This is a genomic window from Burkholderia aenigmatica, from assembly GCF_048627025.1.
GTDB classification, from domain to species: Bacteria; Pseudomonadota; Gammaproteobacteria; order Burkholderiales; family Burkholderiaceae; genus Burkholderia; species Burkholderia aenigmatica.
The window spans coordinates 2,189,240-2,204,009 of sequence record NZ_CP184468.1 but is presented as its reverse complement, the minus strand read 5'-3'; the positions used below and the strand labels follow the sequence as shown (position 1 = coordinate 2,204,009).

Annotated in this window: 11 protein-coding genes; 6 read left to right on the top strand and 5 right to left on the bottom strand. The window is 67.6% G+C overall.

Going from position 1 to position 14,770, the window contains the following annotated elements:
* Positions 1–12: 12 nt before the first annotated feature.
* Both purL and ACN8ZM_RS10295 read left to right on the top strand, forming a co-directional pair.
* Positions 13–4,077, top strand: a complete 4,065-nt coding sequence (gene purL / locus ACN8ZM_RS10300) for a phosphoribosylformylglycinamidine synthase (RefSeq protein ID WP_420209921.1) — start codon at positions 13–15, stop codon at positions 4,075–4,077.
* Between the two features lie 5 nt (positions 4,078–4,082).
* Positions 4,083–4,622, top strand: coding sequence for a GNAT family N-acetyltransferase (locus tag ACN8ZM_RS10295; RefSeq protein WP_420210993.1), 540 nt, complete (start codon positions 4,083–4,085; stop codon positions 4,620–4,622).
* Positions 4,623–4,785: 163 nt separating this feature from the next.
* On the opposite strand, the gene ACN8ZM_RS10290 is transcribed toward ACN8ZM_RS10295, so the two are convergent.
* From ACN8ZM_RS10290 to ACN8ZM_RS10270, 5 genes are all read right to left on the bottom strand, one after another.
* Positions 4,786–5,568: a peptidylprolyl isomerase gene (locus tag ACN8ZM_RS10290; protein WP_043188085.1), complete on the bottom strand. Its 783-nt coding sequence runs from the start codon at positions 5,566–5,568 to the stop codon at positions 4,786–4,788.
* 18 nt (positions 5,569–5,586) lie between these two features.
* Positions 5,587–5,895, bottom strand: coding sequence for a BolA family protein (locus ACN8ZM_RS10285; protein ID WP_043188087.1), 309 nt, complete (start codon positions 5,893–5,895; stop codon positions 5,587–5,589).
* 1 nt (position 5,896) lies between these two features.
* Positions 5,897–6,427 carry a septation protein A gene (locus ACN8ZM_RS10280; protein WP_043188089.1) on the bottom strand — a complete coding sequence of 177 codons (531 nt, stop codon included), beginning with the start codon at positions 6,425–6,427 and terminating at the stop codon, positions 5,897–5,899.
* A 122-nt stretch (positions 6,428–6,549) separates the two neighbouring features.
* Positions 6,550–6,981, bottom strand: coding sequence for a peptide-methionine (R)-S-oxide reductase MsrB (msrB, locus tag ACN8ZM_RS10275; protein ID WP_301811161.1), 432 nt, complete (start codon positions 6,979–6,981; stop codon positions 6,550–6,552).
* A 44-nt stretch (positions 6,982–7,025) separates the two neighbouring features.
* The gene (locus ACN8ZM_RS10270; RefSeq protein WP_420209920.1) at positions 7,026–8,594 is read right to left on the bottom strand and encodes a protein adenylyltransferase SelO; all 1,569 of its coding nucleotides are present in this window, start codon (positions 8,592–8,594) and stop codon (positions 7,026–7,028) included.
* 145 nt (positions 8,595–8,739) lie between these two features.
* Between ACN8ZM_RS10270 and ACN8ZM_RS10265 the strand changes: the two genes are divergently transcribed.
* The 4 genes from ACN8ZM_RS10265 (at position 8,740) to ACN8ZM_RS10250 (ending at position 14,559) form a co-directional block, all read left to right on the top strand.
* Positions 8,740–10,383, top strand: coding sequence for a 3-(methylthio)propionyl-CoA ligase (locus tag ACN8ZM_RS10265; protein ID WP_205823326.1), 1,644 nt, complete (start codon positions 8,740–8,742; stop codon positions 10,381–10,383).
* Between the two features lie 189 nt (positions 10,384–10,572).
* Positions 10,573–12,657, top strand: coding sequence for a 3-hydroxyacyl-CoA dehydrogenase NAD-binding domain-containing protein (locus ACN8ZM_RS10260; RefSeq protein WP_043188098.1), 2,085 nt, complete (start codon positions 10,573–10,575; stop codon positions 12,655–12,657).
* A gap of 40 nt (positions 12,658–12,697) precedes the next feature.
* Complete coding sequence (gene pncA, locus ACN8ZM_RS10255; RefSeq protein ID WP_089445808.1) at positions 12,698–13,330, top strand: bifunctional nicotinamidase/pyrazinamidase; 633 nt, start codon at positions 12,698–12,700, stop codon at positions 13,328–13,330.
* Between the two features lie 50 nt (positions 13,331–13,380).
* Positions 13,381–14,559, top strand: coding sequence for an acetyl-CoA C-acyltransferase (locus ACN8ZM_RS10250; protein WP_043188105.1), 1,179 nt, complete (start codon positions 13,381–13,383; stop codon positions 14,557–14,559).
* Positions 14,560–14,770 lie beyond the last annotated feature (211 nt).

The window sequence follows — 14,770 nt, the reverse complement described above, 5'->3', positions numbered from 1 at the left end:
TCAGTCCAGCCCATGGCTCACTTCTCGTGTTTTCCCGGCGCTTCGGCCCTCTCCGATTTCCGTCAAACCCGTCTGCTCGACACGCTCAAGCAAATCGACGCCAACATCGTCGCGGTGCGCGGGCAGTTCCTGCACTTCGTCAATGCGGCCGAGCCGCTGTCGGCCGACGACAGCGCGCGCATCGATGCGCTGATGCACTACGGCGCGCCGTTCGAGCCGGCAGCCGAGAAGGGTACGGCCGAGACCTTCGTCGTGCTGCCGCGCTTCGGCACGGTCTCGCCGTGGGCGAGCAAGGCGACCGACATCGCGCAGCACTGCGGCCTCACGCAGGTGCGCCGCATCGAGCGCGGCATCGAATTCACGGTCACGCTGAAGTCGGGCCTGCTCGGCGGCAAGAAGGCGCTGTCGGACGACGCGCGCGCAGCCGTCGCGGCCGCGCTGCATGACCGGATGACCGAAAGCGTGGTCGCGGCACGCGACGACGCGAAGCACCTGTTCGACGAACTGCCGGCCAAGGCGCTCGCGAGCGTCGACGTGCTGGGCGTCGGCCGCGGCGCGCTCGAACGCGCGAACGCCGAGCTGGGCCTCGCGCTCGCCGATGACGAGATCGACTACCTGGTCGACGCGTTCCGCAAGCTGGAACGCAATCCGACCGACGTGGAACTGATGATGTTCGCGCAGGCGAACAGCGAACACTGCCGCCACAAGATCTTCAACGCGCAGTGGACGATCGACGGCGAAGCGCAGGACATGTCGCTGTTCGCGATGATCCGCAACACCGAGAAGCTGAACCCGCAGGGCACGATCGTCGCGTATTCGGACAACTCGTCGATCATGGTCGGTGCCGAAGCCGAACGCTGGTTCCCGCGCAACGCAGGCGCGGCCGGCGAGCCGGGCGAGCGCTACGGCCGCCACACCGAGCTCACGCACACGCTGATGAAGGTCGAGACGCACAACCACCCGACGGCGATCTCGCCGTTCCCGGGTGCGGCGACCGGCGCGGGCGGCGAGATCCGCGACGAAGGCGCGACGGGCCGCGGTGCGCGTCCGAAGGCCGGCCTCACGGGCTTCACCGTGTCGAACCTCGACCTGCCGGATGCCCGACAGTCGTGGGAAAACGCACGTGACGCGGCGCAGCCGGTCGGCGAGCGCAACCCGAACGACGCGCACGGCCCGTACGGCCGTCCGGACCGCATCGCGTCGCCGCTGCAGATCATGATCGACGGCCCGCTCGGCGGCGCCGCGTTCAACAACGAATTCGGCCGCCCGAACCTCGGCGGCTACTTCCGCGTGTACGAGCAGAACGTCGGCGGCAAGGTACATGGCTATCACAAGCCGATCATGATCGCGGGCGGCCTCGGCAACATCGCGGATCAACATACGCACAAGCACGACGTGCCGGCAGGCTCGCTGCTGATCCAGATCGGCGGCCCCGGCATGCGGATCGGGATGGGCGGCGGCGCTGCGAGCTCGATGGCGACCGGTGCGAACACGGCCGAACTCGACTTCGACTCCGTGCAGCGCGGCAACCCCGAAATCGAACGTCGCGCACAGGAAGTGATCAACGGCTGCTGGCAGCTCGGCGCGGAAAACCCGATCCTGAGCATCCACGACGTCGGTGCGGGCGGCCTGTCGAACGCGTTCCCCGAGATCGTCGACGGTGCGGGCAAGGGCGCGCGCTTCGAGCTGCGCAAGGTCGCGCTCGAGGAATCGGGCCTGTCGCCGCGCGAAATCTGGTCGAACGAAGCGCAGGAGCGCTACGTGCTGGCGATTGCACCGGCCGACCTGCCGCGCTTCGAGGCGATCTGCGCACGTGAGCGTTGCCCGTTCGCGGTGGTCGGTGTCGCGACCGACGAACGCCAGCTGAAGCTCGTCGACGACGAAGCAACGGGCGCCGACGAATACCCGGTCGACATGCCGATGGAAGTGCTGCTCGGCAAGCCGCCGCGCATGCATCGCGACGTTACGCGCGTGGCAACCGAGCGCGCCCCCGTCGACGTGACGGGCATCGCGCTGTCGGAGGTCGCGGTCGACGTGTTGAAGCACCCGACGGTCGGCAGCAAGTCGTTCCTGATCACGATCGGCGACCGTTCGGTCGGCGGCACGTCGGTGCGCGACCAGATGGTCGGCCCGTGGCAGGTGCCGGTGGCCGACTGCGCGGTCACGGCACTCGACTACGCGGGCTTCAAGGGCGAGGCGATGACGATGGCCGAGCGCACGCCGCTCGCGGTGATCAACGCGCCGGCCTCGGGCCGCATGGCGGTCGGCGAGGCGATCACGAACATCGCGAGCGCGCCGATCGCGTCGCTCGACAAGCTGAAGCTGTCGGCGAACTGGATGGCTGCGTGCGGCACGGCCGGCGAGGACGCCGCGCTGTTCGACACGGTCAAGGCGATCGGCATGGAGCTGTGCCCGGCACTCGGGATCGGCATCCCGGTCGGCAAGGATTCGCTGTCGATGAAGACGAAGTGGGACGAGCAGGGCGTCGCGAAGGAAGTGGTGTCGCCGGTGTCGCTGATCATCTCCGCGTTCGCGCCGGTCGAGGACGTGCGCCGTCACCTGACGCCGCAGCTGCGCCGCATCGCCGACGCGGGCGACAGCGTGCTGATCGCGATCGATCTCGGCCGCGGCAAGAACCGGATGGGCGGCAGCATCTTCGCGCAGGTCACGCAGCAGGTCGGCAACACGACGCCGGACGTCGACGACGCGGAAGACCTGAAGCGTTTCTTCAACGCGATCCAGTCGCTCAATGCGCAGGACAAGCTGCTCGCGTACCACGACCGCTCGGACGGCGGCCTGTGGGCGACGGTGTGCGAAATGGCGTTCGCGGGCCACGCGGGCGTGTCGCTGAACGTCGACATGCTGACGCTCGACCCGAATCACGAATCCGACTACGGCGACGCGAAGGACTGGGCGAAGCAGACGAGCGGCCGTCGCGAAGACCGCACGCTGCGCGCGCTGTTCTCCGAGGAACTCGGCGCCGTCGTGCAGGTGCGTGCGTCCGACCGTGATGCGGTGCTCGGCGCGCTGCGCGAGTTCGGCCTGTCGGCGTGCTCGCATGTGATCGGCTCGGTCAACGACCGCGACGTGATCGAGGTGTACCGCGACGCGAAGAAGGTCTTCGACGCACCGCGCAGCGAACTCCATCGCGCCTGGAGCGAAGTGAGCTGGCGCATCGCGCGCCTGCGCGACAACCCCGCGTGCGCGGATGCCGAATACGACGCGCTGCTTGACGTGGCCGATCCGGGCCTCTCGCCGGTGCTGAGCTTCGATCCGGCCGACGACATCGCCGCGCCGTTCATCGCGACCGGCGCACGGCCGCGCGTCGCGATCCTGCGCGAGCAGGGCGTGAACTCGCATCTGGAAACGGCCTACGCGTTCGACCGCGCGGGCTTCGATGCGCACGACGTGCACATGAGCGACCTGCTCGCCGGCCGTGCAACGCTCGCCGATTTCGCGGGTGCGGTCGCATGCGGCGGCTTCTCGTACGGCGACGTGCTGGGCGCGGGCGAAGGCTGGGCGAAGACGGTCCGCTTCAACGCGAACCTCGCCGACATGTTCTCGGCCTTCTTCGCGCGTCCCGACACGTTCGCGCTCGGCATCTGCAACGGCTGCCAGATGCTGTCGAGCCTCGCGTCGATGATCCCGGGCGCGGAAGCGTGGCCGAAGTTCACGCGCAACAAGTCCGAGCAGTTCGAGGCGCGCTTCTCGTTCGTCGAAGTGGAGAAGTCGCCGTCGATCTTCTTCGCGGGCATGGAAGGTTCGCGGATTCCGGTCGCAGTCGCGCACGGCGAAGGCTATGCGGACTTCTCGCAGCAGGGCGACATCGATCGCGTCGCGGTCGCGATGCGCTTCGTCGACCACCGCGGCGAAGCGACCGAGGGCTATCCGTTCAACCCGAACGGCTCGCCGGCCGGCATCACGTCGGTCACGACGGCCGACGGCCGCTTCTCGGTGCTGATGCCGCACATGGAGCGTGTGCATCGTACCGTCGCGATGAGCTGGCACCCGGAAAGCTGGGGTGAAGCGAGCCCGTGGATGCGCGTGTTCCGCAACGCGCGCCGCTGGATCGGCTGATCGGGATGATGTTCGACCCGAACGCGCCGGTCGAGGTCGTCACGCTGCGCGACGCGCGCGCGAGCGAGGCCGACGCGATCGGTCGCGTGATCGTTGCCGCGTTCGCGGGCGAACCGGAAGGCGGGCAGTTCGAACGGCGGATCGTCGACACGCTGCGGGTGGACGGTGCGCTGAGCGTATCGCTCGTCGCGGAGCGCGACGGCCGCCTGATCGGGCACGTTGCGTTCTCGCCGGTGTCGATCGGCGGCGAACCGTTCGACGGCTGGTACGGGTTGGCGCCGCTCGCGGTGCTGCCCGACTGCCAGCGGCAAAGTATCGGCGCGGGGCTGGTGCGCACGGGGCTCGACGCGTTGCGCCGGCTTGGCGCGCGCGGCTGCGTCCTGCTCGGCGAACCTGCTTATTACACGCGGTTCGGCTTTGCGCCATCCGGCGACATCGTGTTCCCGGGCGTGCCGCCCGAGTATTTCCTGGCGCTGTCGCTCGACGATTCGGCGCCACGGCCGTCGGGCGACGTTCGTTATCACGACGTGTTCTATCCCGCGTAGCGCGAGTCGATCTGGTGCACGCGAAAGGCCGCTCTTCGGAGCGGCTTTTCTTTTGGTGGAGGTGGAGCGCGGCGCAGCGTGATGCACCGGCAGTCAGTGCGCGGACCATAAAAAAACCGCTCCGAAGAGCGGCTTTTCGATGCGCGTGCGGCGCGTGCCGGCGTTACTTGACGGTCGCCTGCTGGCGCAGACCTTCCTCGAACGCCTGCAGCTTCTGCTGCACGAGCTGCTGCGCGATCTGCGCCTTCACCTGCTCGAGCGGCGGCGGGGCGACGTCGCGGATGTCGTCGACGCGGATGATGTGCCAGCCGTACTGCGTCCTCACCGGCGTGTCGGTCATCTGGCCTTTCTGCAGCTTCTGCGCAGCTGCCGCGAATTCCGGCACGTACGCCTTCGGATCGGACCAGTCGAGATCGCCGCCGTTCTTGCCCGAACCCGGATCCTTCGAGTATTGCTTCGCGAGATCCTCGAACTTCGCGCCGGCCTTGATCTTCGCGATCAGGTCCTTCGCCTGCTGTTCGTTGTCGACGAGGATGTGGTGCAGGTGGTATTCGCGGTTGCCGCCGGCGCTCTTGACGAGGTCGTCGTAGCGCGCCTTCACTTCGGCGTCGGTCGGCTGGTTCTTCTTCAGGAAGCTCTCGATCATCGAACGCAGCACGACGGTCTGCTGCGCGACGGCGACTTGCGCCTTCACGTCGGGACGGTTCGGGATGCCTTCGCGGATTGCTTCCTGCATCAGGATTTCGCGGTTCACGAGTTCCTGGCGCACGGCCTGCTGCAGTTGCGGGCTGTCGGCCTGGCCTTGCTGGACGAGCTGAGCCACCATGGCGTCGGCGCGCGACTTCGGAATCGGCGTGCCGTTGACGACAGCGATGTTCTGGGCAAATGCCGGTGCCGCTGCGAAAGCAGCCGCCGCGACCCACAGGCGGGGGGATTTCAGGATCATCGGGAATTCCTAATGAGACTAGATTGAAGATTCGTTGAATTCTTCGGGCGTGTAAGCCACGATCGCGAGCGCGTGAATGCCGCGCTGCATCGCATCAGCGAGCGCATCATACACCAGCCGGTGCCGCGCGACGCGCGGCTTGCCCGCGAAGGCGGCCGACACGATCGTGACCGTGAAGTGGCCGCCGGCGGACGCGCCGGCATGGCCCGCGTGCTGCGCGCTGTCGTCGCGCACGGTGAGCGACAGCGGGGCGAGCGCCGCGTTGAGGCGCGCTTCGATCAGCGCGATGCGTTCGTCGGGCGACGCGTGGAGAAAGGCGTCCGTCATGTCACTCGTCCTTCAGGTATTTCGTGAGCCACAGGCTCTGCAGGATGATGAACACGACCATCGCGCCGGTCGTGCCGAACAGCTTGAAGTTCACCCATTGCGATTCGGTGAAGTTGTGCACCACGTACAGGTTCGCGACGCCGAGCACCGCGAAGAACAGCGCCCAGGCGACGTTCAGCTTGTCCCACACGGGGTGCGGCAGCGTGAGCTGCTTGCCCATCATCTTCTCGATCAGGTTGTTGCCGAACGCATAGCGCGCGGCGAGCAGCCCGATCGCAAACAGCCAGTACAGCACAGTCGGTTTCCATTGAATGAATTTCTCGTCATGCAGGACGAGGGTGGCGCCACCGAAGACGACGATCACGCCGAGGCTGACCCACAGCATCGTGTCGACCTTCCGGTGCCGGAAGGCGACCCATGCGACCTGGGCCAGCGTCGCGACGATCGCGACGGCGGTGGCGGTAAAGATGCCCCAGACCTTGAAGGCGACAAAAAACAGGATGATCGGAAACAGATCGAACAGGAATTTCATGGCGCTCGCAGCTGCGTGAAAGGCCGCTTGCGCGGCCTTTCACCGTTGTAGGGACCCGCCAGGCACCGCTGGAGCGGATCGGGCGGCGGCGTGGGGCGCCCCGCGGATCCGCCCGGCGCCGCTCATTCGTTTTCGGGTCGGGACTCGAAGTTTAACGCAGCCGAATTGATGCAGTAGCGCAAACCGGTCTGGTCGCGCGGGCCGTCCTCGAAGACGTGGCCGAGATGCGCGCCGCAGTGGTTGCAGCGCACCTCGACGCGCACCATCCCGTGCGAGTAGTCGACCTTTTCGTCGATCACCTCGCCGTTGAGCGGCTTGAAGTAGCTTGGCCAGCCGCAGCCCGAATGGAATTTGGCGCCGGATTCGAACAGCGGCGTGCTGCAGACGACGCAGTGGTAGATGCCGGTGTCTTCGGTGTCGGTGTATTCGCCGGTGAACGCACGCTCGGTGGCCGCGTGCTGCGTGACTTCGTACTGCATCGGCGTGAGCCGGCGGCGCAGTTCGGCGTCGTCCTTCTGGTACGGGAAGGTCTTGTCGTCGGAATCGTGGGACATGTGGGGTTCTCCTGATCGGTCGGTCGATACGCGCGGGTTGGGGCTCAGGACGAGCAGCTCACTTCGAGCGACCCGGCCCAGTCGGGCGGCAACGCCGCGTACGCTTCATGCTCCGGTTGTTCGTCGAACGGCCGGCGCAGGATCTGCGCGAGTCGCTCGACTTCCGAAAAATCCTTTTCCTTCGCGCGCCGGATCGCGACTTCGGCCAGATGGTTGCGCAACACGTATTTCGGGTTCGCACGATTCATCGCGGCCGCGCGTGCGGCGTCGTCGCGCGTTTCCTCGGACAGCCGCGCGCGATAGAGGTTCGCCCACGCATCGAATGCGTCGCGGTCGATGAACAGGTCGCGCACCGGCGCGTCGCGGCTCGCGTCGTGCTTCGAGATCTGTGCGAGCCGGCGGAACGTCAGCGTGAAATCCGCGTGGCTCGCATGCATCGTTTCGAGCAGCTTGTTGGCGAGCTCGGCATCGTTCTCGCGTTCGAGCTCGAGGCCGAGCTTCGCGCGCATCGCGCGTTCGAGCGCGGGGCCGAAACGTTCCGGGAACTTCGCGAGCGCGGCCTGCGCGTCTTCCACCGCACGCTCGGCGCGCGCGTCGTCGTCGGCGATGCCGTGCTGCAGCCCGATCAGCGGCAGCAGCGCCTGCGCGAGGCAATAGCAGTTCCAGTGCGCGATGCGCGGCTGCATCCGGTACGCATAGCGCCCGCTCGTATCCGAGTGATTGCAGATGTGGTTCGCGTCGAACGCGTCGACGAAGCCGAACGGGCCGTAGTCGATCGTCACGCCGAGGATCGACATGTTGTCGGTGTTCATCACGCCGTGGCAGAAGCCGACGGCTTGCCATTGCGCGACGAGGTCGGCCGTGCGCAGCGTCGCGGCCTCGAGCAGCGCGAGGTACGGATCGTCGGCGCCGCGGCAATCCGGGTAGAAGCGGTCGATCACGTGATCGGCGAGCTGGCGCAGCAGGTCGGGGCGATCGTTCGAGAAGAAGTGCTCGAAGTGGCCGAAGCGCACGAAGCTCTCCGACACGCGCGTGACGACGGCCGAGGTCTCGATCTCCTCGCGCACCACCGGCTGGTCGGAGCCGATCACCGTCAGCGCGCGCGTGGTCGGGATGCCGAGGTGATGCATCGCTTCCGAGCACAGGAATTCGCGGATCGACGAGCGCAGCACCGCGCGGCCGTCGCCCATCCGCGAGTACGGCGTGCGGCCGCTGCCTTTCAACTGCAGCTCGTAGCGGCGGCCATCCGTGCCGGTGCGCTCGCCGATCGTCAGCGCGCGGCCGTCGCCGAGCTGGCCGGCCCACACGCCGAACTGGTGGCCGGAATACACCGATGCGTACGGCATCGCGTGCGCGGGCCAGTCGCGCGTCGGATTGCCGGCGAACAGCTCGGCGAAGCCGGGCTGCGCGGCGATCGACGGCGGCAGGTCGAGCAATTGCGCGACTTCATCGGAAAAGCCGACGACGTACGGCGCGGCTAGCGGCGCGGCCGGCAGCCGCGTATGAAACGCGTCGCCGAGCGTGACGAACGCACCTTCGGCGGGTGCGCCGAGCGTGGCGGCGAGGTCGGGGAGAGTGTCAGCCGGATCGGCTTCGCTTCGGGAAAACGACATGTTGAGCGCCTCTGGGTAAGCCGATATTGTAAGGCGGCGCCGCGCCGCCCGCATGGTGGCGCGCGCACCGTGCGCCACGCCCGTCCGGGGCCGCTGACGGGCGCGTCGCAGAGCACCGATTCGCATCCTCACGGAGAACAAGACGATGGGTAAACCGTTGCTGGGCCAGATGATGGACATGCCGTTGCTGGTGTCCTCGCTGATTTCTCATGCCGCACGGCATGCCGGCGATACGGAGATCGTGTCGAGGCGCGTGGAAGGCGATCTGCATCGCTACACGTACCGCGATTGCGAACGCCGCGCGAAGCAGCTGGCGCAGGCCCTCGCGCGGCTCGGTGTCGAGACCGGCGATCGCGTCGGCACGCTGGCGTGGAACGGCTACCGGCATCTGGAAGCGTATTACGGGATCGGCGGCATGGGCGCCGTGTGCCACACGATCAACCCGCGCCTGTTCCCCGAGCAGATCGCGTACATCGTCAATCACGCGGACGACCGCTACGTCTTCTTCGACATCAATTTCGCCCCGCTCGTCGACGCCATCGCGCCGCAATGCCCGCACGTGAAGGGCTGGGTCGCGATGACGGACGCCGCGCACCTGCCGTCCGGCACGACGCCGTTCCTCTGCTATGAAACCCTCGTCGAAGCGGAGGACGGCCGCTACGACTGGCCGCGCCTCGACGAGCAGCAGGCGTCGGGGCTCTGCTACACGTCGGGCACGACCGGCAACCCGAAGGGCGTGCTGTATTCGAACCGCTCGACCGTGCTGCACGCGTACGGCGCCGCGCTGCCCGACGCGATGAACCTGTCCGCGATGGACGCCGTGCTGCCCGTCGTGCCGATGTTCCACGTCAACGCATGGGGGCTGCCGTACGCGGTGCCGCTCACGGGCGGCAAGCTCGTGCTGCCCGGCAAGGATCTCGACGGGAAATCGCTGTACGAGCTGATGGAAGCGGAGCGCGTGACGTTCTCCGCGGGCGTGCCGACCGTGTGGCTCGGGCTGCTCAATTACATGCGCGAAGCCGGCGTGCGCTTCTCGACGCTGAACCGCACGGTGATCGGCGGCTCCGCGTGCCCGCCCGCGATGCTGCGCACCTTCGAGGACGAATACGGCGTGCGCGTGATCCACGCATGGGGGATGACCGAACTGTCGCCGCTCGGCACGCTCGCGAAGCTCAACTGGGCGCAATCGCAGCGGCCGCTCGACGCGCAGCGCAAGCTGCTCGAGAAGCAGGGCCGCGTGATCTGCGGTGTCGACATGCGCATCGTCGGCGAGGACGGCCACGAGCTGCCGTGGGACGGCGTCGCGTTCGGCGAGCTGCAGGTGCGCGGCCCGTGGGTGATCGACCACTACTTTCGCGGCGAGTCGTCGCCGCTGTCGGACGGCTGGTTCCCGACCGGCGACGTCGCGACGATCGACCCCGACGGCTTCCTGCAGATCACCGACCGCAGCAAGGACGTGATCAAGTCGGGCGGCGAGTGGATCAGTTCGATCGACATCGAGAACGTCGCGATCGCGCACCCGGGCGTGGCCGAGGCCGCGTGCATCGCCTGTGCGCATCCGAAATGGACCGAGCGCCCGCTGCTCGTCGTGGTGCCGCGCGAAGGGGCGAACCTGAGCCGTGACGCGCTGCTCGCGTTCTACGAAGGCAAGGTCGCGAAATGGTGGATTCCCGACGACGTCGTGTTCGTCGAATCGCTGCCGCATACCGCCACCGGCAAGCTGCAGAAGCTGAAGCTGCGCGAGACGTTCCGCGATTACGTGTTGCCGACGGCGGTCTGCGAGCCGTAACGCCGGCGCCCGGGCCAGAAGCGGCTCGCGCAGCGGTCGCCCGATCCGTCCCCGGATCGGGAATAAAATTCAAATTGAACGACCGTGCTTTTTCGTTGTATGCTGCCTCAGTTCATTCGGACATGCGGCTGTTCGACCGCGCACAATGAAGCGCAGCCACCCCGGCGCGCGATGCATGGAGGCAGGCAGATGGCAGTGGATTACTCGACTCGCGACGGCGTGGCCGTCCTTACGCTCAACAATCCGCCCGTCAACGGGCTAGGCCTGTCGACCCGTCAGGGCGTCATGGACGCGCTCGATCGCGCTGCGCAGGACCCGTCGGTCACGGCCATCGTGCTGACCGGCGCGGGACGCGCATTCTCGGGCGGCGCCGACATTACCGAATTCAATACGCCGAAGGCGCTGCAGGAGCCGACGCTGCACACCGTGATTCGTGCGGTGGAGGCGAGCGCGAAACCCGTCGTCGCGGCGCTGCACAGCGTCGTGATGGGTGGCGGCCTCGAGCTCGCGCTCGGCGCGCACTACCGTGTCGCGGCACCCGGCGCGCAGGTCGCGCTGCCCGAAGTGAAGCTCGGCCTGCTGCCGGGCGCGGGCGGCACGCAGCGCTTGCCGCGCGCGGTAGGGCTCGAAACCGCGCTGAACATGATCGTGTCGGGCGCGCCCGTGCCGTCGGAGCAGCTGGCGAAGAGCGGGCTGTTCGACGAAATGGCCGATGGCGACCTGCTCGACGCGGCCGTCGCGTTCGCGCGCAAGGTCGGTGCCCAGAAGGGGCCGCATCCGCGCGTGCGCGATCGCAAGATCGTTCACCCGAACGCCGCGGGCTTCATCCAGTTCGCGCGCAATTCGGCGAAGGCCGCCGCACCGAACTTCCCCGCGCCGCACAAGTGCATCGACGCGATCGAGGCCGGCGTGCTGCATGGTTTCGACAAGGGCAGCGTGGCCGAGCGCGACGGTTTCGTCGCGCTGATGATGACGCCGGAAAGCCGCGCGCTGCGGCACGCGTTCTTCGGTGAGCGCGCGGCGAGCAAGATTCCCGATGTGCCGGCCGATACGCCGCTGCGCGAGATTCGCCGCGTCGGCGTGATCGGTGCGGGCACGATGGGCGGCGGGATCGCGATGAACTTCATCAACGCAGGCCTGCCCGTCACGCTGCTCGAGACGAAACAGGACGCGCTCGAGCGCGGCATCGCGACGATCCGCAAGAACTACGACGCGCAGGTGAAGAAGGGCAAGCTCACGCAGGAAAAGCTCGACGCGCGCATGGCGCTGATCACGCCGACGCTGTCCTACGACGACCTGAAGGACGCCGACCTGATCGTCGAGGCCGTGTTCGAGGAACTCGGCGTGAAGGAGCAGGTGTTCACGAAGCTCGACGAAGTTGCGAAGGCGGGCGCGATCCTCGCGTCGAACACGTCGACGCTCGACGTCGACAAGATCGCGGCGTTCACGAAGCGCCCGCAGGACGTCGTCGGCATGCACTTCTTCAGCCCGGCGAACGTGATGAAGCTGCTCGAGGTCGTGCGCGGCGCGCAGACCGCGAAGGACGTGCTCGCCACCGTGATGGCCGTCGCGAAGAAGATCCGCAAGACGGCGGTCGTGTCGGGCGTGTGCGATGGCTTCATCGGCAACCGGATGATCGAGCAGTACATCCGCCAGGCGCTCTTCATGCTCGAGGAAGGCGCGCTGCCCGCACAGGTCGATCGTGCGATCGAGAAATTCGGTTTCGCGATGGGGCCGTTCCGGATGAGCGACCTCGCCGGCAACGACATCGGCTGGGCGATCCGCAAGCGCCGCTACGTCGAGCAGCCCGATCTCCAGTACTCGAAGATCGCCGACCGCCTGTGTGAGCAGGGCCGCTTCGGCCAGAAGACGGGCGCCGGCTGGTACGACTACGTGCCGGGCGAGCGCAAGGCGAAGCCGTCTTCGCTCGTCGACGAGATGGTCGTCGCGTATTCGAAGGAGCGCGGCGTCGAGCGGCGCAAGATCGGCGACGACGAGATCGTCGAGCGGCTCGTGTTCGCGCTCGTCAACGAAGGCGCGAAGATTCTCGAGGAGAAGATCGCGTCGAAGGCGTCCGATATCGACATGGTCTACCTGACCGGCTACGGCTTCCCGCTGTGGCGCGGTGGCCCGATGCTGTACGCGGACGTGGTCGGCCTCTACAACGTCGAGCGCGCGATTCGCCGCTACGCGGCCGCGCCGAACGGCGACGCATGGCAGCTCGCGCCGTCGATCGCGGAGCTCGCGAAGGCCGGCCGCGGGTTCAACGGCTGACGCGCCGGATCGCGGCGCGACGCATACCCGGAGAAACGCAATGAAACGCACCGACGACGTACTGCTCGTGATCGACGTGCAATACGACTTCATGCCGGGCGGCGCGCTCGCGGTGCCCGACGGCGACGCGGTCGTGCCGGTGATCAACGCGCTCGCGCAACGCTTCGACCAGGTCGTGCTGACGCAGGACTGGCACCCGCGCGAGCACGTGTCGTTCGCGGCGAACCATCCGGGCCGCGAACCGTTCTCCACGCTCGCGCTGCCGTACGGCGAGCAGGTGCTGTGGCCCGTGCACTGCGTGCAGGACACCGAAGGCGCGGCGCTGCACCGCGATCTCGACATCCCGCATGCGCGGCTCGTGATCCGCAAGGGCGGCGACGCGCAGGTCGACAGCTATTCCGCGTTCGTCGAAGCCGACCGCACGACGCGCACCGGGCTCGCGGGTTATCTGCGCGAGCTCGGTGCGAAGCGCGTGTGGTGCTGCGGGCTCGCGACCGACTATTGCGTCGCGTGGTCGGCGCTCGATGCGCGTGCGGCCGGTTTCGAAGCCGCGGTGATCAACGATGCGTGCCGTGCGATCGACCTGAACGGGTCGCTCGCCCACGCATGGCAGCAGATGCAGGCAGCGGGCGTCGCGCATGTGACGTCCGCGGGCGCGCGCCCGGCGGCGTAGCGCATTCCCCATCCGATTCAGGACATGAAGCAGGACCGAAGGAGACTCGCATGACCGAAGCCGTAATCGTATCGACCGCCCGCACGCCGCTGGCGAAATCCTGGCGCGGTGCTTTCAACATGACGCACGGCGCGACGCTCGGCGGCCACGCGGTCGCGGCCGCGCTCGAACGCGCGAAGCTCGACCCCGCACGCGTCGAGGACGTGATCATGGGTTGCGCGAACCCCGAAGGCGCGACCGGCGCGAACATCGCGCGGCAGATCGCACTGCGCGCGGGGCTGCCCGTGACCGTGCCGGGGATGACGGTGAACCGTTTCTGCTCGTCGGGGCTGCAGACCATCGCGCTGGCCGCGCAGCGGATCATCGCGGGCGAAGGCGAAGTGTATGTAGCGGGCGGCGTCGAATCGATCTCGTGCGTGCAGAACGAGATGAACCACCACATGATCCAGGAAGGCTGGCTGGCCCAGCACAAGCCCGAGATCTACTGGAACATGCTGCAGACGGCCGAGAACGTCGCGAAGCGCTACGGCATCTCGAAGGAGCGGCAGGACGAGTACGGCGTGCAGTCGCAACTGCGGGCCGCGGCCGCGCAGGAAGCCGGGCGTTTTCGCGACGAGATCGCGCCGATCACCGTGCTCGCGGGCATCGCCGACAAGGCGACGGGCCGCCTGTTCACGAAGGAAGTGACGGTCTCGGCCGACGAAGGGATCCGCCCCGACACGACGCTGGAAGGCGTGTCGAAGATCCGGTCGGCCGTGCCGGGCGGCGTGATCACCGCCGGCAACGCGAGCCAGTTCTCGGACGGCGCGTCGGCCTGCGTCGTGATGAGCGCCGACGTCGCGCAGCGCGAAGGGCTGCAGCCGCTCGGCGTGTTCCGCGGTTTCGCAGTGGCCGGTTGCGAGCCGGACGAGATGGGCATCGGCCCCGTGTTCGCGGTGCCCAAGCTGCTGAAGCAGGCGGGGCTGAAGGTCGACGATATCGGTCTGTGGGAGCTGAACGAAGCGTTCGCGGTGCAGGTGCTGTATTGCCGCGACACGCTCGGGATTCCTGAGGACCGCCTGAACGTCAACGGCGGCGCGATCGCGGTCGGCCATCCGTACGGCGTGTCGGGCGCGCGCCTGACGGGCCATGCGCTGATCGAAGGCAAGCGGCGCGGCGTGAAGTACGCGGTCGTCACGATGTGCATCGGCGGCGGGCAGGGCGCGGCCGGCCTGTTCGAAATCCTCTGATCTTTGGCAGGAGGCGGCCGCGGTTTCGCTTCGGCGAAGCGGGCGGCCGCGACGCGAATCGGCGCGATCGAGTCGCCATTCGAAACAATCGGGAAGCAAAAGGCGTGCGCTCGGCGATGCCGTTTCCCCTTACTTGTCAAACGAATTGCCCCACCTATACTTGCTCTGACATTTGCCTTTCGGCACGATGGGCCGGATCGTGCGTTATGCG

Bases quoted from the DNA above. Each gene is read 5' to 3' on its own strand.
- msrB (WP_301811161.1), bottom strand. From the start codon at position 6,981: ATGTCCCACGATTCCGACGACAAGACCTTCCCGTACCAGAAGGACGAC.
- pncA (WP_089445808.1), top strand. From the start codon at position 12,698: ATGAAACGCACCGACGACGTACTGCTCGTGATCGACGTGCAATACGAC.
- ACN8ZM_RS10280 (WP_043188089.1), bottom strand. From the start codon at position 6,427: ATGAAATTCCTGTTCGATCTGTTTCCGATCATCCTGTTTTTTGTCGCC.
- ACN8ZM_RS10260 (WP_043188098.1), top strand. From the start codon at position 10,573: ATGGCAGTGGATTACTCGACTCGCGACGGCGTGGCCGTCCTTACGCTC.
- ACN8ZM_RS10285 (WP_043188087.1), bottom strand. From the start codon at position 5,895: ATGACGGACGCCTTTCTCCACGCGTCGCCCGACGAACGCATCGCGCTG.
- ACN8ZM_RS10250 (WP_043188105.1), top strand. From the start codon at position 13,381: ATGACCGAAGCCGTAATCGTATCGACCGCCCGCACGCCGCTGGCGAAA.
- ACN8ZM_RS10290 (WP_043188085.1), bottom strand. From the start codon at position 5,568: ATGATCCTGAAATCCCCCCGCCTGTGGGTCGCGGCGGCTGCTTTCGCA.
- ACN8ZM_RS10265 (WP_205823326.1), top strand. From the start codon at position 8,740: ATGGGTAAACCGTTGCTGGGCCAGATGATGGACATGCCGTTGCTGGTG.
- ACN8ZM_RS10270 (WP_420209920.1), bottom strand. From the start codon at position 8,594: ATGTCGTTTTCCCGAAGCGAAGCCGATCCGGCTGACACTCTCCCCGAC.
- ACN8ZM_RS10295 (WP_420210993.1), top strand. From the start codon at position 4,083: ATGATGTTCGACCCGAACGCGCCGGTCGAGGTCGTCACGCTGCGCGAC.
- purL (WP_420209921.1), top strand. From the start codon at position 13: ATGGCTCACTTCTCGTGTTTTCCCGGCGCTTCGGCCCTCTCCGATTTC.